At 58.8% G+C, this 25,207-nt stretch carries 23 protein-coding genes; 15 read left to right on the top strand and 8 right to left on the bottom strand.

Annotated elements, in window-relative coordinates; genetic code table 11:
- Positions 1-10 precede the first annotated feature (10 nt).
- Positions 11-2,440, bottom strand: coding sequence for an ATP-dependent helicase HrpB (hrpB, locus tag AFK65_RS03845; protein WP_038858022.1), 2,430 nt, complete (start codon positions 2,438-2,440; stop codon positions 11-13).
- A 71-nt stretch (positions 2,441-2,511) separates the two neighbouring features.
- Between hrpB and thpR the strand changes: the two genes are divergently transcribed.
- From thpR to panD, 9 genes are all read left to right on the top strand, one after another.
- On the top strand, positions 2,512-3,042 hold the full coding sequence (gene thpR / locus AFK65_RS03840) for an RNA 2',3'-cyclic phosphodiesterase (protein ID WP_032972744.1): 531 nt from the start codon (positions 2,512-2,514) through the stop codon (positions 3,040-3,042).
- 9 nt (positions 3,043-3,051) lie between these two features.
- Positions 3,052-3,756, top strand: coding sequence for a DNA/RNA nuclease SfsA (gene sfsA, locus AFK65_RS03835; protein WP_004387646.1), 705 nt, complete (start codon positions 3,052-3,054; stop codon positions 3,754-3,756).
- A gap of 178 nt (positions 3,757-3,934) precedes the next feature.
- Complete coding sequence (dksA, locus tag AFK65_RS03830) at positions 3,935-4,390, top strand: RNA polymerase-binding protein DksA (protein WP_001155227.1); 456 nt, start codon at positions 3,935-3,937, stop codon at positions 4,388-4,390.
- A gap of 69 nt (positions 4,391-4,459) precedes the next feature.
- Positions 4,460-5,356, top strand: a complete 897-nt coding sequence (gene gluQRS / locus AFK65_RS03825) for a tRNA glutamyl-Q(34) synthetase GluQRS (RefSeq protein WP_032805215.1) — start codon at positions 4,460-4,462, stop codon at positions 5,354-5,356.
- A 52-nt stretch (positions 5,357-5,408) separates the two neighbouring features.
- Complete coding sequence (pcnB, locus tag AFK65_RS03820; RefSeq protein ID WP_218564428.1) at positions 5,409-6,809, top strand: polynucleotide adenylyltransferase PcnB; 1,401 nt, start codon at positions 5,409-5,411, stop codon at positions 6,807-6,809.
- On the top strand, positions 6,806-7,285 hold the full coding sequence (gene folK / locus AFK65_RS03815; protein ID WP_007707862.1) for a 2-amino-4-hydroxy-6-hydroxymethyldihydropteridine diphosphokinase: 480 nt from the start codon (positions 6,806-6,808) through the stop codon (positions 7,283-7,285). The genes pcnB and folK overlap by 4 nt, the downstream gene beginning before the upstream one ends.
- 87 nt (positions 7,286-7,372) lie before the next feature.
- Entirely contained in the window at positions 7,373-8,167 is a 795-nt protein-coding gene (gene panB, locus AFK65_RS03810) for a 3-methyl-2-oxobutanoate hydroxymethyltransferase (protein ID WP_012815332.1), read from the top strand.
- A gap of 12 nt (positions 8,168-8,179) precedes the next feature.
- Positions 8,180-9,034, top strand: a complete 855-nt coding sequence (panC, locus tag AFK65_RS03805) for a pantoate--beta-alanine ligase (RefSeq protein ID WP_007707807.1) — start codon at positions 8,180-8,182, stop codon at positions 9,032-9,034.
- 97 nt (positions 9,035-9,131) lie between these two features.
- Positions 9,132-9,512 (top strand): aspartate 1-decarboxylase, encoded by a 381-nt coding sequence (gene panD, locus AFK65_RS03800; RefSeq protein ID WP_004387652.1) that lies wholly within the window; start codon positions 9,132-9,134, stop codon positions 9,510-9,512.
- A gap of 44 nt (positions 9,513-9,556) precedes the next feature.
- On the opposite strand, the gene AFK65_RS03795 is transcribed toward panD, so the two are convergent.
- The 3 genes from AFK65_RS03795 to AFK65_RS03785 all read right to left on the bottom strand — a co-directional run bounded on the left by AFK65_RS03795 (position 9,557) and on the right by AFK65_RS03785 (position 12,662).
- A complete protein-coding gene (locus AFK65_RS03795; RefSeq protein WP_038858027.1) occupies positions 9,557-10,804 on the bottom strand; it encodes a polysaccharide deacetylase family protein in 1,248 nt (415 codons plus the stop codon).
- A 164-nt stretch (positions 10,805-10,968) separates the two neighbouring features.
- The gene (locus AFK65_RS03790; protein ID WP_007768867.1) at positions 10,969-11,739 is read right to left on the bottom strand and encodes an ABC transporter permease; all 771 of its coding nucleotides are present in this window, start codon (positions 11,737-11,739) and stop codon (positions 10,969-10,971) included.
- Complete coding sequence (locus tag AFK65_RS03785; RefSeq protein ID WP_007707740.1) at positions 11,736-12,662, bottom strand: ABC transporter ATP-binding protein; 927 nt, start codon at positions 12,660-12,662, stop codon at positions 11,736-11,738. The genes AFK65_RS03790 and AFK65_RS03785 overlap by 4 nt, the downstream gene beginning before the upstream one ends.
- Before the next feature lie 108 nt (positions 12,663-12,770).
- Here AFK65_RS03785 and can point away from each other — a divergent pair, with 108 nt between their 5' ends.
- Positions 12,771-13,433 (top strand): carbonate dehydratase, encoded by a 663-nt coding sequence (can, locus tag AFK65_RS03780; RefSeq protein ID WP_007707737.1) that lies wholly within the window; start codon positions 12,771-12,773, stop codon positions 13,431-13,433.
- A gap of 54 nt (positions 13,434-13,487) precedes the next feature.
- Here the strand turns inward: can and hpt are convergent, their stop codons facing one another.
- On the bottom strand, positions 13,488-14,024 hold the full coding sequence (hpt, locus tag AFK65_RS03775; RefSeq protein ID WP_004387657.1) for a hypoxanthine phosphoribosyltransferase: 537 nt from the start codon (positions 14,022-14,024) through the stop codon (positions 13,488-13,490).
- A gap of 192 nt (positions 14,025-14,216) precedes the next feature.
- Here hpt and AFK65_RS03770 point away from each other — a divergent pair, with 192 nt between their 5' ends.
- Positions 14,217-16,613, top strand: coding sequence for a glucose/quinate/shikimate family membrane-bound PQQ-dependent dehydrogenase (locus AFK65_RS03770; protein ID WP_032804286.1), 2,397 nt, complete (start codon positions 14,217-14,219; stop codon positions 16,611-16,613).
- A gap of 189 nt (positions 16,614-16,802) precedes the next feature.
- Here the strand turns inward: AFK65_RS03770 and cueO are convergent, their stop codons facing one another.
- The gene (cueO, locus tag AFK65_RS03765; RefSeq protein WP_007707687.1) at positions 16,803-18,365 is read right to left on the bottom strand and encodes a multicopper oxidase CueO; all 1,563 of its coding nucleotides are present in this window, start codon (positions 18,363-18,365) and stop codon (positions 16,803-16,805) included.
- Positions 18,366-18,585: 220 nt separating this feature from the next.
- On the opposite strand from cueO, the gene AFK65_RS03760 reads away from it, so the two are divergent.
- The 3 genes from AFK65_RS03760 to speD all read left to right on the top strand — a co-directional run bounded on the left by AFK65_RS03760 (position 18,586) and on the right by speD (position 20,718).
- On the top strand, positions 18,586-18,933 hold the full coding sequence (locus AFK65_RS03760) for a YacC family pilotin-like protein (RefSeq protein WP_015386992.1): 348 nt from the start codon (positions 18,586-18,588) through the stop codon (positions 18,931-18,933).
- Between the two features lie 124 nt (positions 18,934-19,057).
- Positions 19,058-19,909: a polyamine aminopropyltransferase gene (gene speE / locus AFK65_RS03755; protein ID WP_032804285.1), complete on the top strand. Its 852-nt coding sequence runs from the start codon at positions 19,058-19,060 to the stop codon at positions 19,907-19,909.
- Between the two features lie 14 nt (positions 19,910-19,923).
- Positions 19,924-20,718, top strand: a complete 795-nt coding sequence (speD, locus tag AFK65_RS03750; RefSeq protein WP_004387874.1) for an adenosylmethionine decarboxylase — start codon at positions 19,924-19,926, stop codon at positions 20,716-20,718.
- Between the two features lie 28 nt (positions 20,719-20,746).
- Here speD and yacL read toward each other — a convergent pair whose 3' ends face one another.
- Positions 20,747-21,112: a protein YacL gene (gene yacL / locus AFK65_RS03745; protein ID WP_007707680.1), complete on the bottom strand. Its 366-nt coding sequence runs from the start codon at positions 21,110-21,112 to the stop codon at positions 20,747-20,749.
- A gap of 183 nt (positions 21,113-21,295) precedes the next feature.
- On the opposite strand from yacL, the gene AFK65_RS03740 reads away from it, so the two are divergent.
- Complete coding sequence (locus AFK65_RS03740) at positions 21,296-21,676, top strand: hypothetical protein (RefSeq protein ID WP_007707678.1); 381 nt, start codon at positions 21,296-21,298, stop codon at positions 21,674-21,676.
- Positions 21,677-21,761: 85 nt separating this feature from the next.
- Here AFK65_RS03740 and acnB read toward each other — a convergent pair whose 3' ends face one another.
- Positions 21,762-24,359: a bifunctional aconitate hydratase 2/2-methylisocitrate dehydratase gene (acnB, locus tag AFK65_RS03735; RefSeq protein ID WP_115185091.1), complete on the bottom strand. Its 2,598-nt coding sequence runs from the start codon at positions 24,357-24,359 to the stop codon at positions 21,762-21,764.
- Between the last annotated feature and the right edge of the window lie 848 nt (positions 24,360-25,207).

Here is a 25,207-nt window from a genome sequence, read left to right as displayed (position 1 = left end):
AACGCCGCCGTTACTGATACTTTTTAGTGCGCCGGGTCGGCAGCGCGTTGGCCGGATCGTCCGGCCAGACATGTTTCGGGTAGCGCCCTTTCATCTCCTTCTGCACCTCTTTCCAGGCGCCGCGCCAGAACGCGCTGAGATCGCGCGTGATCTGCAGCGGCCGCTGGGCGGGTGAAAGCAGTTCAAGGGTGAGCGGCACCCGGCCTTCGGCGATAACCGGCGTTTCGGCCTCACCAAACATCTCCTGGATGCGCACCGCCAGCGCCGGTGGGTTCTCCTCATGATAGCGAATCGCTATCCGGCTGCCGGTCGGCACAGTGTAATGCGCCGGCAGCGCACTATCCAGCCGTTGCCGCTGCGTCCAGTCGAGTAAATGCAGCAGCGCCTGGGCGAGATTGATGTTTTTCAGCGCGCGCAGCGAATGCACGCCGTGAAGCGCCGGTAACAGCCAGACATCGAGCGAGCCCAGCAGCGCTTCGTCGCTGACGTCCGGCCACGGCTGCTCCGGCAGCCAGCGCGCCGCGCAGTGCAAACGCAGGCGCAACTGCTCCGCCTCCGGCGTCCAGTTAAGAACAGAAAGCCCTTTTTCGCGAATGCCGTTAAGCATCGCCTGATGAAGTTCGCCTTCGGAGGGTTTTGAAAGCGGCTGGGTTTTCAGCACCAGTTGCCCGACCTGCCAGCGGCGCTGCGCGCGCAGCGTGCCCTGCTCGTCATTCCACTCCAGCGAATCGCGCTGGCTCAGCAAATGCGGGCATTGGTCAATCAGCGCGTCGATATCCAGCGGCAGCGCCTGTAAAATCCGCGCGTCAGCGCTGTTACTGCCCTGCAATAAGAGCGGCGCGATAAGCCACTCATAGCGCGTCAGCGCATCATCCTGGTTAAGCATCGCGCCCATGCCGTTGGCGAGCTGATAACGCCCTTCCTGCCCGCGACGACGCGCGATGCGATCGCCGAACGCGCAGGCGAGCAGCGCGGGCGCCAGCGAGAGCGACGGCGCGCCGCCGCGGGCGTTAAGCCGCTTCATCAGCTGCGCGCTGCGGGCCTGCCAGTTGCCCTGGCTGCGGGAAAAGGCGCTGCGCAAATCGGCCTCCGCGCCGCGCGGCGGCTCCTCAAGGATTGCGGCGAGCCGCGCCGCCGTCGCCTGCGCGTCAGCGCCTTCCGCGCAGGCCAGCATCGCGGCGAGGCGCGGATCGTTGCCGAACTGCGCCATCTGGCGTCCACGCGCGGTGAGCTGGCCCTCTTTCAGCGCGCCCAGCGCGGTGAGCAGTTCGCGCGCGGCGGCAAGGTTCAGCGCAGGCGGCAGATCGAGCCACTGGAGATCGGTCACGTCACGGCATCCCCAGATTAGTAGTTCCAGCAGCAGCCCCGAGAGATCGCTTTGCGTGATTTCCGCTTCCGCCTGCGCGGCGGCCCGTTCCGCCTGCTCTTTTGGCAGAAGATGCAGACAGATGCCCGGCTCAAGGCGGCCGGCGCGACCGGCGCGCTGGGTCATCGACGCCTGGCTGATGCGCTGCGTGATAAGGCGCGTCAGCCCGGTGCGGGCGTCAAAGCGCGCCACGCGCTCCTGGGCGCTGTCCACCACCAGCCGGATGCCTTCGATGGTCAGACTGGTTTCGGCGATATTGGTGGCGAGCACCACTTTGCGAAAGCCCGGCGGCGCGGGCAGGATAGCCTTGCGCTGCTCCGCGAGCGGCAGCGCGCCGTAGAGCGGACACAGCAGCACGTCGCGCCCCACGCGCTCAGCAAGCTGCGTCTGCACGCGCTGGATCTCGCCGACGCCCGGCAAAAACAGCAGCAGCGAACCGGCTTCTTCACGCAGTAACCCGCTCACCGCCTGCGCCACCGCCTCATCGAAACGCTGATGGGCGGAAAGCGCCTGATAGCGCCGCTCCACCGGAAAACTGCGCCCTTCGGAGACCACCGTTGGCGCCTGCGGCAGCAGCGCCTGCAGGCGCGCGTTGTCGAGCGTCGCAGACATGATCAGCAGTTTAAGATCCTCACGCAGCCCCTGCTGGACATCGAGCAGCAGCGCCAGCGCCAGATCCGCCTGCACGCTGCGCTCGTGGAATTCATCGAGGATCACCAGCGACACGCCGGAAAGCTCCGGGTCGCGCTGCAACAGCCGCGTCAGAATGCCTTCGGTCACGACTTCCAGCCGCGTGGCCGGGCCGGTGCAGCTTTCGGCGCGCATCCGGTAGCCCACGGTTTCGCCGCACGGCTCGCCGAGCAGATCCGCCAGACGCTGCGCGACGTTGCGCGCCGCGAGCCGTCTGGGCTCCAGCATGATGATTTTCCCGTCCAGCACGCCGGACTTTAAGATTTCCAGCGGCAGCCAGGTCGATTTCCCGGCGCCGGTCGGGGCGCACAGCAGCACCTGCGGCGCGTGCGGCAGGGCGTTGAGAAGGTCAGGCAAAACGGCGGCAACCGGTAAAGACGACACGACAGGCTCCAGAGGGTTACTATGAAAGGCACGCATTGTAGCATTCCGCCCGATCATTACGAGTTACCGCTATGTCAGACCAGAAACGGCTGTTTTTCGCGCTGCCCCTGCCAGCCGACCTTCAGCAACAGATTATCGAGTGGCGCGCCGCACACTTTGCGCCCGACGCGGGCAGGCCGATTGCCGCCGCGAATTTGCATATCACGCTCGCGTTTTTAGGCGATGTCAGCGCGCAAAAGCAGCGCACGTTAAGCGCGCTTGCCGGACGTATTCAGCAGCCGGGGTTTACGCTTGCGCTGGACGACGCCGGACACTGGCCGCGCTCGCAGGTCGTCTGGCTCGGCTCCCGCCAGCCGCCGCGCGGCCTGCTGCAGCTCGCGAATTTACTGCGCGCGCAGGCGGCGCGCAGCGGTTGCCCACAAAGCGCGCAACCCTTTCATCCGCATGTCACATTACTGCGTAACGCTCAGCACCCGGTCAGGCTGCCGCCGCCAGGGTTTGGCTGGCAGCTTCCGGTGCGGGAGTTTGTGCTGTATGAATCGCGATTTGAACAGGGACGTACCCGTTACCAGCCGCTGCAACGCTGGTCTCTGAACCCATAAGGAAGCGACATGGAATTTACCCCCGCACTGCAACCGGCCCGGCTGATTCAGCGCTACAAGCGCTTTCTCGCCGATGTGGTCACGCCGCAAGGCGAGACCTTAACCCTGCACTGTCCGAATACCGGCGCGATGACCGGCTGCGCGACGCCGGGAGATACCGTCTGGTATTCCACCTCAAGCGTCGCGACGCGCAAATATCCGCACACCTGGGAATTAACCCAAACCCGTGACGGCGCGCTGATTTGCGTGAATACGCTGCGCGCCAACACGGTGGTGAAAGAGGCGTTGCAGGCGCAGCGCCTACCTGCGCTCGCCGGTTACGAGAGCCTGAAGAGTGAAGTCAAGTACGGTGCCGAACGCAGCCGCATCGACTTTATGTTGCAGGCGAGTGACAAGGTTAACTGCTATATTGAGGTGAAATCCGTGACGCTGTCGGAGCAGGATTCAGGGTACTTCCCGGATGCGGTGACCGCGCGCGGTCAGAAGCATTTACGGGAGCTGATGAGCGTAGTGGAGCAAGGGGATCGCGCCGTGCTGTTGTTCGCCGTGCTGCACTCCGCCATTACGCAGGTTGCCCCGGCGCGCCATATTGATGAACGCTATGCCGAGCTGTTAAGCGAGGCGCAGCGCAAGGGGGTGGAAGTGCTGGCCTGGAAGGCCTCGCTTTCCGCCAGTGAGATAACGCTGACGTCGCCTTTGCCGGTTCGCTTATAACCAGTTGATCCGCAATCGACTAATAATGATACGGCCGCGTGCGCAAATACGCTTTTCCTCACAGGGTTGTCAAGTGTAACGTTTAGATAATTGCTATCCGGAAAAGCTTCTGTTATTTATAGCGGCCTGATTTTTCCCCCGAGAAGGGGATCGATAGTGCGTGTTAAGGAGAAGCAACATGCAAGAAGGGCAAAACCGTAAAACATCGTCCCTGAGTATTCTCGCCATCGCTGGGGTGGAGCCTTATCAGGAGAAACCGGGCGAAGAGTATATGAACGAAGCCCAGCTGGCGCACTTCAGGCGTATTCTTGAGGCATGGCGTAATCAACTCCGGGATGAAGTCGATCGCACCGTAACCCACATGCAGGATGAAGCTGCAAACTTCCCGGATCCGGTAGACCGTGCCGCCCAGGAAGAGGAGTTCAGCCTTGAGCTGCGTAACCGCGACCGCGAACGCAAGCTTATCAAGAAGATTGAAAAGACGCTGAAAAAAGTGGAAGACGAAGATTTCGGCTACTGCGAATCCTGCGGTGTTGAAATCGGCATCCGTCGCCTGGAAGCACGTCCGACCGCCGATCTGTGCATCGACTGTAAGACGCTCGCTGAAATCCGCGAAAAACAGATGGCCGGCTAACCGCCGACGCAAATTACTCACACTTACGGCGGGATCTTCCCGCCGTATTCTTTTATGTCCGCCATCACCATGTCTGTTAAGCCATACATCGGGCGTTTCGCCCCCTCTCCTTCCGGCGAACTGCATTTCGGCTCGCTGATTGCCGCGCTCGGCAGTTATCTTCAGGCCCGCGCATTACAAGGTCAGTGGCTTGTCCGTATCGAAGATATCGATCCGCCGCGCGAAGTGCCGGGCGCCGCCGACGTGATTTTGCGCCAGCTTGATCATTACGGCCTGCACTGGGACGGCGAGGTGCTGTATCAGTCGCAGCGTCACGAAGCCTACCGCGAGGCGCTGGCGTACCTGCGCGAGCACGGGCTAAGCTACTACTGCACCTGCCCGCGCAGCCGTATTCAGCAACTGGGCGGCATTTATGATGGCCACTGCCGCGCGTTGTGCCACGGCCCGGAGAACGCCGCCGTGCGGCTCGTGCAGACGCACCCGGTCATGGCGTTTACCGATAAACTGCGCGGCAACATCACCGCCGACCCGGCGCTCGCCCGCGAAGATTTTATTATTCACCGCCGCGACGGTCTGTTCGCCTATAACCTGGCGGTCGTCGTCGACGACCATTTCCAGGGCGTGACGCAAATCGTGCGCGGGGCGGATCTTATCGAGCCGACGGTGCGCCAGATTTCGCTCTACCAGCAGCTTGGCTGGCAGGTGCCGGATTACGTTCACCTGCCGCTGGTGGTGAACCCGGATGGCAATAAGCTTTCCAAACAGAACCACGCCCCGCCGCTGCCGGAAGGCGATCCGCGTCCGGTGCTGGTTGAGGCGCTGGCGTTTTTAAACCAGCCGGTCGATGACGACTGGCGCGCGCTTTCCACCGAAACGCTGTTGCGTCAGGCGGTGGAAAAATGGGTTCTCAGCGCGGTGCCTGCGGCGGTAGCCGCGAATCCGGCATTCTCAAATGCGTTGCGCTGAGCTATATTAGCCGCTGTTTTTTGTCCAGAGTCTGACACTACCGAGGTGCACCATTTTTACCCGAGTCGCTAATTTTTGCCGTAAGGTGTTAAACCGCGAGGAGAGCGTGGTTGACGAAGGCGTCGCACAGCCCGCCATAACCATTATCCCGCGTGAACAGCACGCTATCTCCCGCAAAGATATCAGCGAGAACGCGCTTAAAGTGATGTACCGCCTGAATAAAGCGGGCTATGAATCCTGGCTTGTGGGCGGCGGTGTGCGCGATCTGCTGCTTGGCAAAAAACCGAAAGATTTCGACGTCACCACCAACGCCACGCCGGATCAGGTGCGCAAGCTGTTCCGCAACTGCCGTCTGGTCGGCCGCCGTTTCCGCCTGGCCCACGTCATGTTCGGGCCGGAAATCATTGAAGTCGCCACCTTTCGCGGCCACCACGAAGAGAGCGTGAGCGATCGCGCCACCTCCCAGCGCGGCCAGAACGGCATGCTGCTGCGCGACAACATTTTCGGCTCTATCGAAGAAGACGCCCAGCGCCGCGATTTCACCATCAACAGCCTCTATTACAGCGTGGCCGATTTCACGGTACGCGATTACGTGGGCGGCCTGAACGATCTCAACGAAGGCATTATCCGTCTTATCGGCGATCCGGAAACCCGCTACCGCGAAGATCCGGTGCGTATGCTGCGCGCCGTGCGCTTCGCGGCACGGCTTGATATGCGCATCAGCTCGGAAACCGGGGAGCCCATCCCGCGCCTCGCCACGCTGCTGAACGATGTGCCGCCGGCGCGTCTGTTTGAAGAGTCGCTGAAGCTGTTGCAGACCGGTTACGGCTATGCGACTTATCGCCTGCTGTGCGAATACAATCTGTTCCAGCCGCTGTTCCCCGGTATCAGCCGCTATTTCACCGAGAAAGGCGACAGCCCGATGGAGCGCATCATCGCGCAGGTGCTGAAGAACACCGATCACCGCATTCATAATGATATGCGCGTGAACCCGGCGTTCCTGTTCGCCGCGATGTTCTGGTATCCGCAGCTCGAAATGGCGCAGAAAATCGCCCAGGAGAGCGGCCTTGCCTACTATGACGCCTTCGCGCTCGCCATGAACGACGTGCTGGATGAAGCCTGCCGCTCGCTCGCGATCCCGAAACGCATCACGACGCTTATCCGCGATATCTGGATGCTGCAGCTGCGCCTGTCGCGCCGTCAGGGCAAACGCGCCTGGAAGCTGATGGAGCACCCGAAATTCCGCGCCGCCTACGATCTGCTGGCGCTGCGCGCCGAAGCGGAAAACAACAGCGAACTGCAACGCCTGACGAACTGGTGGGGCGAATTCCAGTCCGCCGCGCCGCCGATGCAAAAAGATATGCTTAACGATCTGGGCGACGAGCCGGCCGCGCGCCGCCGCACGCGTCGTCCACGCCGTCGCACCTCCCCGCGCCGCGAGGGTAACGCGTGACGCTGGCCTTTATCGCGCTCGGCAGCAATCTTGCCGAGCCGCTTACTCAGGTCAATAACGCGCTGGCCGCGCTGGCGCGTATTCCGCACAGCCGCATTGTGGCGACCTCCTCTTTCTATCGCACCCCGCCGCTCGGCCCGCAGGATCAGCCAGATTACCTGAATGCCGCCGTGGCGCTGGAGACGACGCTTAGCGCCGAAGCGCTTCTCGATAACACGCAGCGCATTGAACTTGAGCAGGGGCGTGTGCGTAAAGCGGAGCGCTGGGGTCCGCGTACGCTCGATCTCGACATCATGCTGTTTGGCGACGCGACGATAAACACCGGGCGCCTGACCGTTCCCCACTACGACATGAAAAACCGGGCTTTCATGCTGCTGCCGCTCTCAGAGATTGCGCCCGCGCTGCGCTTCCCGGATGGCGAGCGTCTGGCCGATGTGCTCGAACGCCTTGATTGTTCAGCAATTCGCCACTGGTAAATCAAAAAGTTCCTCTTCGTATTTCCTCGCGGTATCCTCCCGTAAACGCATCGTTTACACTGCTTTTTTTCTGTTTGCGGGACACCCATGAAACCGACAACCATTTCTCAATTGCGACGCCTGAAGGAAACCGGCAAAAAATTCGCCACCATCACCGCCTACGATTTCAGCTTTGCGAAACTCTTTGAAGAAGAAGGAATTGGCGTCATGCTGGTGGGGGATTCGCTGGGCATGACCGTCCAGGGCCACGACTCCACTCTGCCGGTCACCGTTGACGATATCGCCTACCACACCCGCGCCGTTCGCCGCGGCGCGCCGCACTGTCTGTTGCTCGCCGATTTACCCTTTATGGCTTACGCCACGCCTGAACAAGCCTTTGAAAACAGCGCCGCCGTCATGCGCGCGGGCGCCAATATGGTCAAAATCGAAGGCGGCCAGTGGCTTGCCGATACGGTACGCATGCTGACCGAGCGCGCCGTGCCGGTGTGCGGGCATCTGGGGCTGACCCCGCAATCCGTGAATATTTTCGGCGGCTATAAAGTGCAGGGCCGCGATGAAGCCGCCGCGCAGACGCTGCTTAACGACGCGCTGGCCTTAGAAGCCGCGGGCGCGCAGCTTCTGGTGCTGGAGTGCGTGCCGGTCGCGCTGGCGCAGCGCATCACCGACGCGCTTTCCATTCCGGTTATCGGCATCGGCGCCGGTAACGTCACCGACGGGCAGATCCTCGTGATGCATGACGCCTTCGGCATTACCGGCGGCCACATCCCGAAATTCGCCAAAAACTTCCTGGCTGAAGCGGGCGATATGCGCGCCGCGGTGCGCCAGTATATTGCTGAAGTGGAGTCCGGCGCGTATCCGGGCGAAGAACACAGCTTTCACTAAAGGAGTCTCATTGTGCTGATTATTGAAACCGTGCCGCTGCTGCGTCAGCAGATCCGTCGCCTGCGCATGGAAGGCAAACGTATCGCTCTGGTGCCGACGATGGGCAATCTTCACGACGGCCATATGAAGCTGGTGGACGAGGCGAAAGCCAGCGCCGACGCGGTGGTGGTAAGTATTTTCGTCAACCCGATGCAGTTTGACCGCGCCGACGATCTGGCGCGCTACCCGCGCACGCTTCAGGAAGATTGCGAGAAGCTGAAAAAACGCGGCGCCGATTTCGTGTTCGCGCCAACCCCGGAAGAGGTCTATCCGCAGGGCATGAGCGACCAGACGTATGTTGACGTGCCGGGCCTCTCCACGATGCTGGAAGGCGCAAGCCGGCCGGGCCATTTCCGCGGCGTCTCGACCGTGGTGAGCAAGCTCTTTAACCTGGTGCAGCCGGATGTCGCCTGCTTTGGCGAAAAGGATTACCAGCAGCTTGCGCTTATTCGCAAAATGACGGCCGACATGGGTTATGACATCGAGATTGTCGGCGTGCCGACGGTGCGCGCCAAAGACGGGCTGGCGCTGAGCTCCCGCAACGGCTATCTCACCAGCGACCAGCGTAAAATCGCGCCGGGCTTGAGCAAAGTGATGAACGCGATGGCGGAGAAACTGCGCGCGGGCGAGCGCGATCCGGAGGCGATTATCGCCGCGGCAAGCGACGAACTCAGCGAGAAAGGCTTCCGCCCGGACGACCTGCAAATCCGCGATGCCGACACGCTGCAGGCGCTCTCACCGGCCAGCCAGCGCGCGGTAATTTTGATGGCGGCGTGGCTCGGTCAGGCGCGGCTCATCGACAATCAGACCGTGGAATTAACCCAGTAGACAGCATGGGTAAAAAGGGCAATACTGCCCGGGATAAATTCCTGGAGCCGGGTCACCGCCCGGCTCTGACGACATTCAGGTAAACAGGGTTCAAGTTATGATTCGCACCATGTTGCAGGGCAAACTGCACCGCGTCAAAGTTACTCAGGCGGACCTGCATTATGAAGGCTCCTGCGCCATCGATCAGGATTTCCTCGAGGCCGCGGGCATTCTGGAATATGAAGCCATTGATATCTACAACGTGACCAATGGCAAACGTTTTTCGACGTACGCCATCGCCGGCGAACGCGGCTCGAAGATCATTTCGGTGAACGGCGCGGCGGCCCACTGCGCGGATGTCGGCGATATCCTGATTATCGCAAGCTACGTGACCATGCCGGATGAGCAGGCGCGCAGCTGGCAGCCGAAAGTCGCCTATTTCGACGGCGACAACGAGATGAAACGTCTCGCCAAAGCGGTGCCGGTGCAGGTGGCGTAAGCGCTACGCGCACAAGAATAAAGCCCTCCTCGCGAGGGCTTTTTTTATCCCTGCGGCTGATTGCTGATGATTTTCGCCATCGTCTCCAGCGAGTCGGTGCGCAGAATATAGAGCCGCTTCAACAGATACGGGTTATCGCCCGGCTTCACTTTTCCTTTCACCGTCGTCACCGCCAGATGAAACCCGGCGTCGCCCGCCGCCTTCACCGCTTTATCGTCATACCCGCCGAACGGATAAGAGAGAAAGAGCACATGCGGGTTGAACTGCGAGAGCGCGCGGCGGGATCGCTGAAAATCGAAGAGAATATTGTGATACGTGCGGCTTAACAAAATCGGGTGGCGCGCGCCGTCGGTGCGGTGCAGAAAATGGGTGTGCGACTGGATATCAAACACGTCCTGAATCGCTTTCAGCTCGGAAACGCTCATAAACTGGAGCGATTTCGGCTCCCAGCGCTGCGGCTGGCGCTTAATGCGCGACGAGATAATAAACGCCGTCGCCTTAAAGCCATACTCTTTCAGTACCGGATACGCGTAGCGATAAACCGACTTCAGGCCATCGTCGAAGGTGATCGCCACCGCGCGGGCGGGAAGGTTCACGCGGTTATGCACGTAGCCGTCGAGATCGTAGAGGCTAATCGTCGCATAACCCTGATCGCGCAGCCACGTCATCTGGTTGCTGAACGCGCGCACGGACGTGGTGGTGGACGTATGGCGAAACCGGGTGTTCTCTTCATCGCGCAGAATGTGGTGGTACGTCAGCACCGGGATGCCGTTATCCTCCTGCGCGTCGAGACTGCTGATATACCCCAGCCGGTCGCCAATGCGGATCTGATACCAGGTCTGGTTGAGACGGTCTTTCAGCTTGCCGGCTATCGGGTAGCGCAGATTCTCCGCCAGCGTGCCGAACGGTTCGCTGTTCACATCCGGTTCGTTATAGATGGTGACATCCCGCCAGGTCAGCAGATTTTGATTACTGAGCGGCTTATTCAGATCGCCCAGGCTGTCTGTCACACGTTTTTTGCCCTGCACGTCGGTCAGGTGGGCTTTGTCGATAAACCCGGTGCCGAAGCCGAAGCGAAATTCATAGTAGTCAGCGGCAATCGGCACCACGGCGAGTAACTGCCCTTCGCGAATGATACCGACCGTCTGAACGCTATCGCCGACCTTCGCCCAGATGGCGGCATCTTCGGTGATTTGCATATATTGCGGGGAGGGTTGCTCGCTGCCAAGAAGGCTGGCCTGCGCGACGCCTGTGACCAGAAGAAGCAGACAGAAAAAGAGACGATTTAGCATAGGAATGGTGCAACAGTGACTGCCAGAGGTGAAATTATGCGCATTTTAACAAAAGTGACATGAATACCAAGCCCGGTTGCGATTTATCGTGCGCCCATAGGCGGGGATTCGGGTAACGGGTGACGCGCCGGCGCGATTTTATCCACGCCGACGCGCTTAGCCGATCACGAACGCAGACCGCGCCCGCGGCTGATCAGATACCAGCACAGCAGATAGAACGCGATGATAAAGCACGCCAGCACCGCGACGGTAAAGAGCAGCGGCACATCGGAGATCCCAAGGAAGCCGAAGCGGAAACCGCTAATCATGTAGACGATGGGGTTTAAATGCGACAGCGCCTGCCAGAACGGCGGCAGCAGCGTCAGCGAATAGAATACCCCGCCGAGATAGGTCAGCGGCGTCAGCACGAACGTCGGGATCAGGCTGATATCGTCAAAGGTCTTCGCGAACACGGCGTTCAGCAGCCCGGCGAGCGAGAACAGAATGGCGGTCATCAGCAGCGTCAGGGCGACAAACAGCCACGAGTGCACCTGGAACGGCACGAAGAACAGCGACACCGCCGTCACCAGAATACCGACGCACAGCCCGCGCGCCACGCCGCCGCCCACATAACCGGCGATAATCACATGCGTCGGCACCGGTGCCACCAACAGCTCTTCGATATTGCGCTGGAACTTGGCGCTGAAGAACGACGAGGCCACGTTGGCGTAAGAGTTAGTGATCACGGCCATCATGATAAGACCCGGCACGATAAACTGCATGTAGGTGAAACCATGCATTTCGCCGATGCGCGAGCCGATAAGATTGCCGAAAATAATAAAGTAGAGGGTCATGGTGATGACCGGCGGCACCAGCGTCTGTATCCAGATGCGGGCAAAACGGTTCACCTCTTTCGCCCAGATACTTTTCAGGGCGACCCAGTAAAGCTGCATCATGCGCGCTCTCCTTGTTTTTCATTCACCAGCGTGACGAACAGCTCTTCAAGACGGTTCGCTTTGTTGCGCATACTCAGCACCTGAACGCCCTGCGCGGTCAGCTGATTAAAGACGCTGTTAATGCCCTGCTCGCGCAGCACTTCCACCTCAAGCGTTGACGTATCCACCAGACGATACTGATAGCCTTCGAGCTTCGGCAGCGGGCTTTTCGCCGCCAGATCGAGGATAAACGTCTCCGATTTAAGTTTAGAGAGCAGCGATTTCATCGAGGTGTTCTCCACCAGCTCGCCGCGCTGAATAATCCCGATATTGCGGCACAGCATCTCGGCCTCTTCGAGATAGTGGGTGGTGAGGATAATCGTGGTGCCTTTATCGTTAAGATCTTTCAGAAAGCCCCACATCGAGCGGCGAAGTTCGATATCCACGCCCGCCGTCGGCTCATCGAGGATCAGCAGTTTCGGCTCGTGCATCAGCGCGCGGGCGATCATCAGACGACGCTTCATCCCGCCCGAAAGCATACGCGCGCGTTCGTTGCGTTTTTCCCACAGATCGAGCTGATTTAAATACTTTTCGCTACGCTCAACCGCTTCGCGGCGTTCGACGCCATAGTAGCCCGCCTGGTTCACGACGATCTGCTGCACGGTCTCGAAGGGGTTGAAGTTAAACTCCTGCGGCACCAGCCCAAGCTGGCGTTTGGCGTTAACCACATCCCGTTCCAGATCGTACCCAAACACGCGCACCCGACCGGACGTTTTGTTTACCAGCGAGCTGATAATGCCGATGGTGGTCGATTTACCGGCCCCGTTCGGCCCCAGCAGCGCGTAAAAATCTCCCGCTTCGACTTGTAAATCAATGCCGCGCAGCGCCTGCACGCCGCCGGGATACGTCTTTTTAAGCTGCTCCAGTTCCAGTGCAATGGTCATGAAAGTACAGTCACCTTATTTTCTTGCAGAAGTTGTGTGGTTTAAAAAAAAGTTTAGTTGCCCTATATTACCCGAACGCAATTGTCTGGTTACAGGTCGTTAACCTCTATGAAAGATATCAGCACACTTATTAGTAATAACGAAATCTGGTCAAAAATGCTGGTCAAAGAAGACCCGGGCTTTTTTGAACGTCTGGCGAAGGCGCAGAAACCGCGCTTCCTGTGGATCGGTTGTTCCGACAGCCGCGTACCGGCTGAACGCCTCACTGGCCTTGAGCCGGGCGAGATCTTCGTTCACCGCAACGTGGCGAACCTGGTTATCCACACCGACCTTAACTGTCTTTCCGTCGTTCAGTACGCGGTGGACGTGCTGGAAGTGGAGCACATCATCATCTGCGGTCACTACGGCTGCGGCGGCGTGCAGGCGGCGGTGGAGAACCCGGAGCTGGGCCTGATTAACAACTGGCTGCTGCACATCCGCGACATCTGGCTGAAACACAACGCGCTGCTGAGCGAGCTGCCGCAGGAAAAACGTCTCGACACCCTGTGCGAGCTGAACGTGATGGAGCAGGTCTATAACCTCGGCCACTCCACCATTATGCAGTCCGCCTGGAAACGCGGCCAGAACGTTACGCTTCACGGCTGGGCGTACGGCATTCACGACGGTCTCCTGCGCGATCTGGATGTGACCGCGACTGACCGCGACACCCTGGAACAGGGTTACCGCAAAGGCGTATCCAACATCCAGAATACGCACGCCAGCCATAAATAAGGGCGAGCGTGACATAAAAAAAGGGGCCCGCGGCCCCTTTTTTACGCGCCGGATTTACTCTTCCAGCATTACTACGTTGCCGATATACGGCAGGTGGCGATAGCGCTGGGCATAATCGATGCCGTAGCCCACCACGAATTTATCCGGGATCGAGAAGCCGACATACTCCACTTCGACATCCACTTCACGGCGCGACGGTTTATCGAGCAGCGTACAGATGGCGAGCGATTTCGGCTCGCGCAGGCTCAGGATTTCGCGCACTTTAGAGAGCGTGTTGCCGGAATCGATAATATCTTCGACGATCAGCACATCTTTACCGCGGATATCTTCATCCAGATCTTTGAGGATTTTGACATCGCGCGTGGAAGACATGCCGCTGCCGTAGCTGGAGGCGGTCATAAAATCGACTTCATGCGCTACGTGAACCTGACGGCACAGGTCCGCCATGAACATAAAAGAGCCGCGCAGCAGTCCTACCAGCACCATTTCGCTGCCGCTGTCCTGATAACGCTCAGTAATCTGACGCCCCAGTTCCTCGACGCGCGCCTTAATTTCCGCCTCGGAAATCATCACTTCAACAGTATGTTTCATATCGCTAACCGTTTGATTTAAAAATAAATCACCGATACCCGCTGCGGCTGCCGCCGGTAACGATAGATAAGCGGGGCAGTATACCAGCAAAACGCCCTTCCGACAGAAAAGTGCGAAAAGCTCTTTTTGTGATTAAGATCACATATGTTAACAACTATAATAACTTGCTACTTAAAAATTAAGAGTGTGGTTATGGCAGAAACAAAAAAGACACAATCACGGCTTCTCGTGATGCTCACAGCCCTGTTCGCAGCATTATCAGGGCTGTATTTATTGGTTGGTGGTATATGGCTGGTTTCAATTGGTGGTTCCTGGTACTACCCCATCGCCGGGGTGGGTATGCTGGCGACAGCCTGGCTGCTGTGGAGACGTAACGCTGCGGCGCTGTGGCTCTACGCTATCATCTTATTAGGCACGATGGCGTGGGGCATCTGGGAAGTCGGCTTCGACTTCTGGGCGCTGACGCCGCGCTGCGACGTCCTGGTGTTCTTCGGCGTATGGCTGATTTTGCCATTCGTCTGGCGTCGCCTCAGCACGCCGTCCCGCGCAGGCGTACCGGCGCTGCTGGTCTCGCTTATCATCACCGCGGGGCTGCTCTTCTGGGCAGGCTTTAACGATCCGCAGGAAATCAACGGCACCCTCAGCGCGGATAGCACCCCTGCCGCCGTGAACGGCAGCCAGAGCATTCCTGACGGCGACTGGCCGGCTTACGGGCGTAACCAGGAAGGTCAGCGTTACTCTCCGCTCAAGCAGATCAACACCGACAACGTTCATCAGCTGAAAGAAGCCTGGGTGTTCCGCACCGGCGACCTGAAGCTGCCGACCGATCCGGGTGAGATAACCAACGAAGTAACGCCGATTAAAGTCGGTGACACCCTGTTCCTCTGCACCGCGCACCAGCGTCTTTTCGCCGTTGATGCCGCGACCGGTAAAGAGAAATGGCACTTCGATCCGCAGCTGAATACTAATCCGTCATTCCAGCATGTGACCTGCCGCGGCGTGTCGTATCACGAAGCGACAGCCGCGAACGCCAGCCCGGATGTCGTCGCGGATTGCCCGCGTCGTATTATCCTGCCGGTGAACGACGGGCGTCTGTTTGCGGTGAATGCGGATAACGGCAAGCTGTGTGAAAGCTTCGCGAACAAAGGCATTCTGAACCTGCAGACCAACATGCCGGTGACCACGCCGGGTATGTACGAGCCGACTTCGCCGCCGATCGTTACCGATAAGGTGATTGTGATTGCCGGCGCGGTGACCGATAACTTCTCCACCCGTGAGCCGTCCGGCGTCATCCGTGGTTTTGATATCAACACCGGTAAACTGCTGTGGGCCTTCGATCCGGGCGCGAAAGACCCGAACGCGATCCCGGCTGACGAGCATCATTTCTCGCTGAACTCCCCGAACTCCTGGGCGCCGGCGTCTTATGATGCGAAGCTCGACATGGTTTACCTGCCGATGGGCGTAACCACGCCGGATATCTGGGGCGGTAACCGCACGCCGGAGCAGGAGCGCTTTGCGAGCTCCATCGTCGCGCTGAACGCGTCCACCGGTAAGCTGGTGTGGTCTTATCAGACCGTTCACCACGACCTGTGGGATATGGACCTGCCGGCGCAGCCGACGCTCGCCGACATTACCGTGAAAGGCGAAACCGTTCCGGTGATTTACGCGCCAGCGAAAACCGGCAACATTTTCGTGCTGGATCGCCGCAACGGTAAGCTCGTCGTCCCGGCACCGGAAAAACCGGTTCCGCAGGGCGCCGCGAAAGGCGACTACGTGACGCCGACGCAGCCGTTCTCTGACCTTTCCTTCCGTCCGAAGAAAGATCTGAGCGGCGCGGATATGTGGGGCGCCACGATGTATGACCAGCTGGTCTGCCGCGTGATGTTCCATAGCCTGCGTTACGAAGGCATCTTCACGCCGCCGTCCGAGCAGGGCACGCTGGTGTTCCCGGGTAACCTGGGGATGTTCGAATGGGGTGGCCTGGCCATTGACCCGCATCGTCAGGTGGCGATTGCCAACCCGATGGCGCTGCCGTTCGTATCGAAGCTTATCCCGCGTGGTCCGGGCAACCCGATGGAGCAGCCGAAAGACGCGAAGGGCACCGGTACTGAAGCCGGTATTCAGCCGCAGTACGGCGTGCCGTACGGCGTGACCCTGAACCCGTTCCTCTCTCCGTTTGGTCTGCCGTGTAAGCAGCCGGCATGGGGTTATATCTCCGCGCTGGATCTGAAGACCAACGACGTGGTGTGGAAAAAACGTATCGGTACGCCGCGCGACAGCATGCCGTTCCCGATGCCGTTCGCGGTGCCGTTTAACATGGGTATGCCGATGCTTGGCGGCCCGATCACCACCGGCGGCAACGTGCTGTTCATCGGTGCGACCGCGGATAACTATCTGCGCGCGTACAACGTGACCAACGGCGAGAAGCTGTGGGAAGCCCGCCTGCCGGCTGGCGGCCAGGCGACGCCGATGACCTATGAAGTGAACGGCAAGCAGTATGTCGTGATCTCCGCAGGCGGCCACGGCTCGTTCGGCACCAAAATGGGCGACTATATCGTTGCCTATGCCCTGCCGGATGATGCGAAGTAAAACCGTACCTACCGGAAAGCAAAAGCCCCTCATTGAGGGGCTTTTTTTATGGGCGGGGTTTGTGGAGCGGATTTATTCGGGAACCGGTGGGTGCGCTGCGCTTACCCACCCTACGCAAAAACCAACGTCTTTATTTGTAGGGCGGGTAAGCGCAGCGCACCCGCCGTTAACGCTCCGCCCAAACATCCATCACGCCACCGTAAACCCTAACATCATCCCGGTGTCTTCGTGCTCTAACAAATGGCAATGCGCCATATAGGCATGCTCCGCGGACGCCGCGTAATCAAACCGCACCAGCACTTCGCTACGCGCGCCCTCCACCCATACGGTGTCTTTCCATCCGGCGCGATGCGCGGCAGGCGGCTTGCCGTTCTCGGTCAAAATACGGAACTGCGTACCGTGAATATGGAACGGATGCAACATCATGTCGCCCTCGCCGGAAATGGTCCAGCGCTCATACTTGCCGAGCGCCGCCGCAAACGCGGGCGCGTTCATATCAAACGCTTTGCCGTTAATCTTATTGGCGTTATGGAAATTAAACCCGTGGCCGCCGTGGTTCATACCGCCGTGCGACATATTCCCGTGTCCCATCTGGCCCATCATCTGCCCGTGCGAATTCCCCGCGAGCGCCTGCTTACCGTAGCGCTTCGCCAGTTCATCCATGCCCATCATATCCAGCATCGGGTCCATCATTAATTGCAGCCAGCGCTCCTGGAGCCCGTCGAGCGAAGGCAGCGCCGGAACCTCCACCAGCTTATCCGGCAATGTTCCCGAGGCGGGCACCACGACAGGCTGAATGCGCACTACCGGCTGCGGTTTATCAAACGGCGCGACCGCCATGCCCATTTGTGTGACCGGCAGCGTCACGATATCGAAAGGCCGCGCGTCGCTGGTATCCACCAGCACTTCAAAACGCTCGCCCATCAGCATTGGCAGTTCGGTCACTTTCACCGGCTCCGCCAGCAGGCCGCCGTCGCTTGCGATAACATACAGCGGGCGGTTATCGCTCGCGGCGATTTTCAGCGAGCGCGCGTTACAGCCGTTCAGCAGACGCAGACGCAGCCAGCCTTTCGGCGGCGTATGCTGCGGATACATCGCGCCGTTGCACAGCAGCGTATCGCCAAACCAGCCCACGGCGGCGGTCATCACATCCAGCTGATAATCGACCTGCCCGTCGGTGGTGAATTTCTTGTCCTGAATAATCAGCGGCACATCGTCGACGCCCCAGATTTTGGGCAGCATCAGTTGCAGGCTTTCGGTATCTTCGATAAGCACCAGCCCCGCCAGCCCCATCGCCACCTGATGCCCGGTTTTGCCGTGCTGATGCGGGTGGAACCAGCAGGTCGCGGCGCGCTGTTCGGGCGTGAAGCTTACGCTGCGCGTCTGACCCGGCGCGATAATGCCCTGCGGCCCGCCATCCACCGCGCCCGGCACTTCCAGACCGTGCCAGTGCACCGTCGTCTCTTCGGCAAGGTTATTGCGGATATTGATATTGACCGGCGTGCCCTGACGCAGCTTAAGCGCCGGGCCCAGCAGCGAACCGTTATAGCCCCAGGTCGTGGCATTTTTACCGGCAAACGCGGTTTTGCCCGCCTGAACCGTCAGCTGAATGCTGCTGCGGGCGTCCGGCGTCAGCAGCGCGGGGATGGGCAGCGCGGGCTGCTCTGCGGCAAACGCGGCCCGGCTCCATGTCGGCAGCGCGCTGAGCGCCCCCAGCGCGGCGGTGTACTTGATAAACTCTCGGCGTTGCATCTTCCCGTCCTTATCGTCAACGTGCACCCGTTGAGCTTAAACCCTCCCCTTGCGGGAAGGTCAAGTGTGCGCGACATAGATAAAGAATACTGACGGCGGATTTGTGAATAAAACCGCGTTCAGAAAGCCGCTGGAACCGCCGTCTGCGCGTATAAATCTCCTCGTCGCGCCTGAACGAAATGTGCTATCGTTGGGTATTGGTTGGCGAGTGGTAGACGTGATGAGAAAAGTAGTCAGGCTAATGTTTCTGGGCTGTCTGTTGGCCTTTTCCACTAACAGTTTTGCGCTCAGTGAATCAGAAGCGGAAGACATGGCCGACCTGACGGCTGTTTTTGTATTTCTGAAAAATGATTGTGGCTACCAGAACCTGCCGAACGGGCAGATCCGCCGCGCGCTGGTCTTTTTCGCCCAGCAGAATCAGTGGGATTTAAGCAATTACGACAGCTTCAATATGAAGGCGCTCGGCGAGGACAGTTACCGCGATCTGAGCGGCATCGCTATTCCTACCGCTAAAAAGTGCAAAGCCCTGGCGCGTGATTCGTTAAGCCTGCTTGCCTACGTGAAGTAATTCCCCTCCCCCGCTCCTTCGGTGAAATGGTGACCGTGCATCCACGGTCATAGTTAGCTATGATGTTGCGCCCGTTTTTATGGGGTGTTAACGAAGGAGGTATCAGCCCGTGACCGAGAATCCTATGTGGCACGAAACGCTGCACGATCAGTTTGGTCAATACTTTGCCGTCGACAAAGTGCTCTATCGCGAAAAGACCGATCACCAGGATCTGATTATTTTCGAAAACTCCGCCTTTGGCCGGGTGATGGCGCTGGACGGCGTGGTGCAAACCACCGAGCGCGACGAGTTTATCTATCACGAGATGATGACGCATGTTCCGCTGCTGGCCCACGGCCACGCTAAACGCGTGCTGATCATCGGCGGCGGCGACGGCGCGATGCTGCGTGAAGTGACCCGTCACCAGAGCGTGGAATCCATCACGATGGTGGAAATCGACGCCGGCGTGGTGGCGTTTTGCCGCGAACATCTGCCTAACCACAACGCCGGTAGCTACGACGATCCGCGCTTTACGCTGGTGATTGACGACGGCGTGAATTTCGTCAACCAGACCACCCAGAAGTTTGATGTGATCATCTCCGACTGTACCGATCCTATCGGGCCGGGAGAGAGCCTGTTCACGTCGGCGTTTTATGAAGGGTGTAAGCGCTGCCTGAATCCGGGCGGGATTTTCGTCGCGCAAAACGGCGTCTGCTTTCTCCAGCAGGATGAAGCCATCGACAGCCATAAAAAGCTCAGCCACTACTTTAGCGACGTGAGCTTCTACCAGGCGGCGATCCCCACCTACTACGGCGGCATCATGACGTTCGCCTGGGCGACCGATAACGACGCCCTGCGCAAAATGCCGCTGGAAACCTTACAGGCGCGCTTTCACACCGCGGGACTGAAGTGCCGTTATTACAATCCGGCCATTCATACGGCAGCGTTCGCTCTGCCGCAATATTTGCAAGATGCCCTGGCGTCTCAGGCATCCTAAGGAGGTGATAAAAATTGAAAAAGCTGAAACTGCATGGCTTTAACAACCTGACCAAAAGCCTGAGTTTTTGTATTTACGATATTTGCTACGCCAAAACGGCGGAAGAGCGCGATGGCTATATCGCGTATATCGATGAACTCTATAACGCCAACCGTCTTACGGAAATCCTGACGGAAACCTGCTCGATTATCGGCGCCAACATTCTGAATATCGCACGCCAGGACTATGAGCCCCAGGGCGCCAGCGTCACGATTCTGGTGAGCGAAGAGCCGGTCGACCCGCAGCTTATCGACAAAACCGAGCACCCCGGCCCGCTGCCGGAAACCGTGGTCGCGCACCTCGACAAGAGCCATATCTGCGTCCACACCTATCCGGAAAGCCACCCGGAAGGCGGCCTGTGCACTTTCCGCGCCGACATTGAAGTATCGACCTGCGGCGTGATTTCGCCTCTGAAGGCGCTGAATTATTTAATCCATCAGCTTGAGTCCGATATCGTGACCATTGACTACCGCGTGCGCGGCTTTACCCGCGACGTGAACGGCATGAAACACTTTATCGATCATGAGATTAACTCGATACAGAACTTTATGTCTGACGACATCAAATCACTGTATGACATGATGGATGTGAACGTTTATCAGGAAAATATCTTCCATACCAAAATGCTGCTTAAGGAGTTCGACCTTAAGCACTATATGTTCCACACCCGGCCGGAAGAGTTAACCGAAGAAGAGCGCAAGGTCATTACCGACCAGCTCTGGAAAGAGATGCGTGAAATCTATTACGGACGCAATATCCCGTCCGTATGATCCTGCGCGGCGCACGGAAGCGCCGCCGTTATCCGTATTGCGCCAGAAAATCGCGGTACGCCTGCACCACCTGAAGGAAATCCTCAACGCCGCAGAGCGACAAGCTCTCTTCGTCGTAGTAGCTCATCCCTTCTTCCATTTCGTCGCCGGAAAATTCCAGCTGATTGGCGCGCACCATCACTTCTTCGCCATCCAGCCACAGCGTGTATTCATGGCCGGTTTTCTGCCACTGGCGCTCGCTGCCCTTGACGTCGCGCGCCGCCGCTTCAACTTCATCCAGCAGCGCCAGATTGCCTTTCACCTCTTCGTTGAACCAGTGCCCGAGCGCTTCGTGGCCCATTGAGAGGCGGACTTTCACCACGCCGGTGATGTCGCGCAAGAATTCATAATCCATGGTGTTTTCCTCTGGCCGGGCGTCGCCTGGCCGCTGCTTTGTTTATCTCTTGTTATTATCGCAGCATGAAACGGAAAGAAAAGCGCAGCCGCCGACGAAACAGAAAACCCCCTCGTAGACAAGCCGTTGCATGAGCTGTGTTACTCTTGGTTTATCTTAAGTGCTGTTGTATTGAGGTTGCCTGTGAACTTTACTCTTCTGCGCCGCGCGCTATTGCTCGTCGCGCTGCCGCTCTCCCACGCGTATGCCGGTGAAGCGGTTCGCCTTGAATGCGTTAATCGGGGCAATGTGCTGGTCTCGTTTTTCAAATATCACCTCTCCACCATGAAGTGGAAAGATCACTTCCAGATAGCCTCCGGCATTGAAAAGAGCAAAACCGATAATGGCGTGCCTTATGAAATGATTTCGTTTCGTAACGGCGACGATCTGATCTATTTCCCGGAGAAAGAGCGCTATGTGCTGTTTGACGCCGGCAAGCAGAAACCGGAACGCTGCCAGGTGGAGGGCGAGTTTACCTACCCGGTCGTGAGTTTGCCGCGCTACGACGGCAAAGCGGAGTCGTGAGCCGTTAACCGCAATAAAAAAGGGAAGCCACTGGCTTCCCTTTTTACTGTCTGTCCCGACGCGAAGAACGCCGGGCAGAGGTGCGTTATACCGCCGTCTGGAAAATCACGCCGTCCGCTTTCTCAGTGTACTGATCAAGCTGGTCGAAGTTCAGGTAACGGTAGGTGTCCACGGCGGTTTTATCCACCTGGGACATGAACTGCTGGTACTCGTCCGGCGTCGGCAGGCGGCCAATCAGCGCCGCGACCGCGGCGAGTTCGGCAGATGCCAGATAGACGTTCGCGCCAGTACCGAGACGGTTCGGGAAGTTACGGGTCGAGGTGGACACCACCGTCGCGCCGTCCGCTACGCGCGCCTGGTTACCCATGCACAGCGAGCAGCCCGGAATCTCGATACGCGCGCCGCTCTTACCAAAGACGCTGTAGTAGCCCTCTTCGGTGAGCTGCGCGGCGTCCATGCGGGTCGGCGGCGCCATCCACAGACGGGTCGGCAGCTGGCCTTTATGGGTATCCAGCAGCTTACCGGCCGCACGGAAGTGACCGATGTTGGTCATGCACGAACCGATAAACACTTCGTCAATCTTATCGCCGGTCACGTCAGAGAGCAGACGCGCGTCGTCCGGATCGTTCGGCGCGCAGAGAATCGGCTCTTTGATCTCGTTGAGATCGATTTCGATCACCGCCGCGTATTCCGCGTCAGCATCCGCTTCCAGCAGTTGCGGATCGGCAAGCCACTTCTCCATGCCCTGAATACGACGCTCCAGCGTACGGCGATCGCCGTAGCCTTCCGCAATCATCCACTTCAGCAGCACGATGTTGGAGTTGAGATACTCGATGATCGGCTCTTTGTTGAGCTTGATGGTACAGCCCGCCGCAGAACGCTCGGCAGAGGCGTCGGTCAGCTCAAACGCCTGCTCCACTTTCAGATCCGGTAAGCCTTCGATTTCCAGGATGCGGCCCGAGAAGATGTTTTTCTTCCCTTTCTTCTCAACGGTCAGCAGGCCCTGCTGAATAGCGTAATACGGGATCGCATGCACCAGATCGCGAAGCGTAATGCCCGGCTGCAACTGGCCCTTAAAGCGCACCAGCACCGATTCCGGCATATCGAGTGGCATCACGCCGGTCGCGGCAGCGAACGCCACCAGGCCCGAGCCCGCCGGGAACGAAATCCCGATCGGGAAACGGGTGTGGGAATCGCCGCCGGTGCCGACGGTATCCGGCAGCAGCATACGGTTCAGCCAGGAGTGGATCACGCCATCGCCAGGACGCAGCGACACGCCGCCGCGGTTCATGATGAAGTCCGGCAGGGTGTGGTGCGTGGTAACGTCAACCGGCTTCGGATACGCCGCCGTGTGGCAGAAGGACTGCATCACGAGATCGGCGGAGAAGCCGAGGCACGCCAGGTCTTTCAGTTCATCACGGGTCATCGGGCCGGTGGTGTCCTGAGAACCCACGGAGGTCATTTTCGGCTCGCAATAGGCGCCCGGACGGACACCGGCGACGCCGCAGGCGCGACCGACCATTTTCTGCGCCAGCGAGTAGCCACGGTTGCTTTCCGCCACATCTTTCGCGTGACGGAACACGTCGCTGTGCGGCAGGCCCAGCGCTTCACGCGCTTTGGTAGTCAGGCCACGGCCGATGATCAGCGGAATACGACCGCCCGCGCGTACTTCGTCAATCAGCACGTCGGTTTTCAGTTCAAAATTCGCCAGCAGCTCGCCGGTTTCGTGGTTGCGCACTTCGCCGCTGTAAGGGTAGATGTCAATCACATCGCCCATGTTCAGGTTTGACACATCCACTTCGATCGGCAGCGCGCCCGCATCTTCCATGGTGTTGAAGAAAATCGGCGCGATTTTGCCGCCGAGCACCACGCCGCCGCCGCGTTTGTTCGGCACGTACGGGATGTCGTCGCCCATAAACCACAGCACGGAGTTGGTGGCGGATTTACGCGATGAGCCGGTGCCCACGACATCGCCGACGTAGGCCAGCGGGAAGCCTTTCTGCTGGAGCGCTTCAATCTGTTTAATCGGGCCGACGCTGCCCGGCTGATCCGGCTCAATGCCTTCACGGGCGTTTTTCAGCATCGCCAGGGCGTGCAGCGGGATATCCGGGCGCGACCAGGCGTCCGGCGCAGGTGAGAGATCGTCGGTGTTGGTTTCGCCGGTCACCTTAAACACGGTGACGGTGATTTTATCTGCCAGCGCCGGGCGAGACAGGAACCATTCGGCGTCAGCCCAGGACTGCATGATCTGCTTCGCGTAAGCGTTGCCCGCTTTCGCTTTCTCTTCCACATCGTAGAAGTTATCGAACATCAGCAGCGTATGGGACAGCGCTTTGGCGGCAATCGGCGCCAGCGTGTCGTTATCCAGCGCTTCAATCAGCGGATGAATGTTGTAACCGCCCTGCATGGTGCCTAAGAGTTCAACGGCTTTTTCAGGGGTGACCAGCGGGGAGGTGGCTTCGCCTTTGGCGACAGCGGCAAGGAAACCTGCTTTTACATAGGCGGCTTCGTCAACGCCCGGGGGGACGCGGTTGGTCAGCAGGTCTAACAGAAACTCTTCTTCACCCGCGGGCGGGTTCTTCAGCAGCTCGACGAGTGCGGCCATTTGGGTTGCATCTAAGGGTTTGGCTACAATCCCCTCGGCGGCACGCTCAGCTACGTGCTTACGGTATTCTTCTAGCACGACGGTTCTCCTCGCTCTCATTGTCATAGTGGGAGCCAGGCTTCTCTCTTCACGCTCCTGTGAGACAGCAGTTTGTAGGGTAAATGCCCGGATCCGCGACGGGGAGAATAGCAGGAATTTGATGGGGTGTTAATCTGTTTACAAAAAAGCAACATTAAATCTTTGCTGAATCGTTAAGCTACGCAGAACGCGTTTCAGAAGTGTGTTTTCGGGCACAAAAAAACCGCCGGGTGGCGGTTTCTCTGTTGTGCGCGGGTGGTAGCAGGCACCGTTGCACAGTTTGTATGGCTTGTATGGCAGGTATAACACAGGGCAAATAGTGGCATCAGAAAGGCAGGCCCGCAAGCCCACATGTATGTTTTGCGTACCGCTTTCAGAATTTACATGTAAGCCGCTGCAAACGCCGAAAAGCCCTTTGCGCCATTTATCCGGCTCGCTACAGTAGCGCCTGGCCTGCTTCGCTGGTGTAGCAGCCAGTCACCGGGCCCGGAAGCAGTTCCATTAACCTACGTGGCAGGTATAACACACTTGCCTGGTTCTGCCTTTCCCGGTGAAGAGAGGATCAACGTAGCGCCTTCGGGACTACTCGCAATGGAGATGCGTTGGCTTTTTGCGCTCATCGTTGCGCTGGGTTCGCTGCTGGCGGCGTCGCATGGTGGCTGGAATATTTCCGACATCACGGTGCTGCTGGTGGTAAATCTGGGCAATTAAGCTGCTGACCGCCCGTAAGGGCGGTCTTCTACGTCTTCCCGCCCTGCGCTCCGTTATCGGTTATCATCGTGTAATAAATACTCACATTCTTATTCCGGACTATGCGGTCCCTTTCCCCATTAACGTTAAAAAAGGAA

The sequence above is a fragment of the Cronobacter universalis NCTC 9529 genome, assembly GCF_001277175.1.
Classification (GTDB): Bacteria; Pseudomonadota; Gammaproteobacteria; order Enterobacterales; family Enterobacteriaceae; genus Cronobacter; species Cronobacter universalis.
The sequence above is the reverse complement of the archived record's forward strand: the minus strand, read 5'-3'. Positions and strand labels throughout refer to the sequence as shown.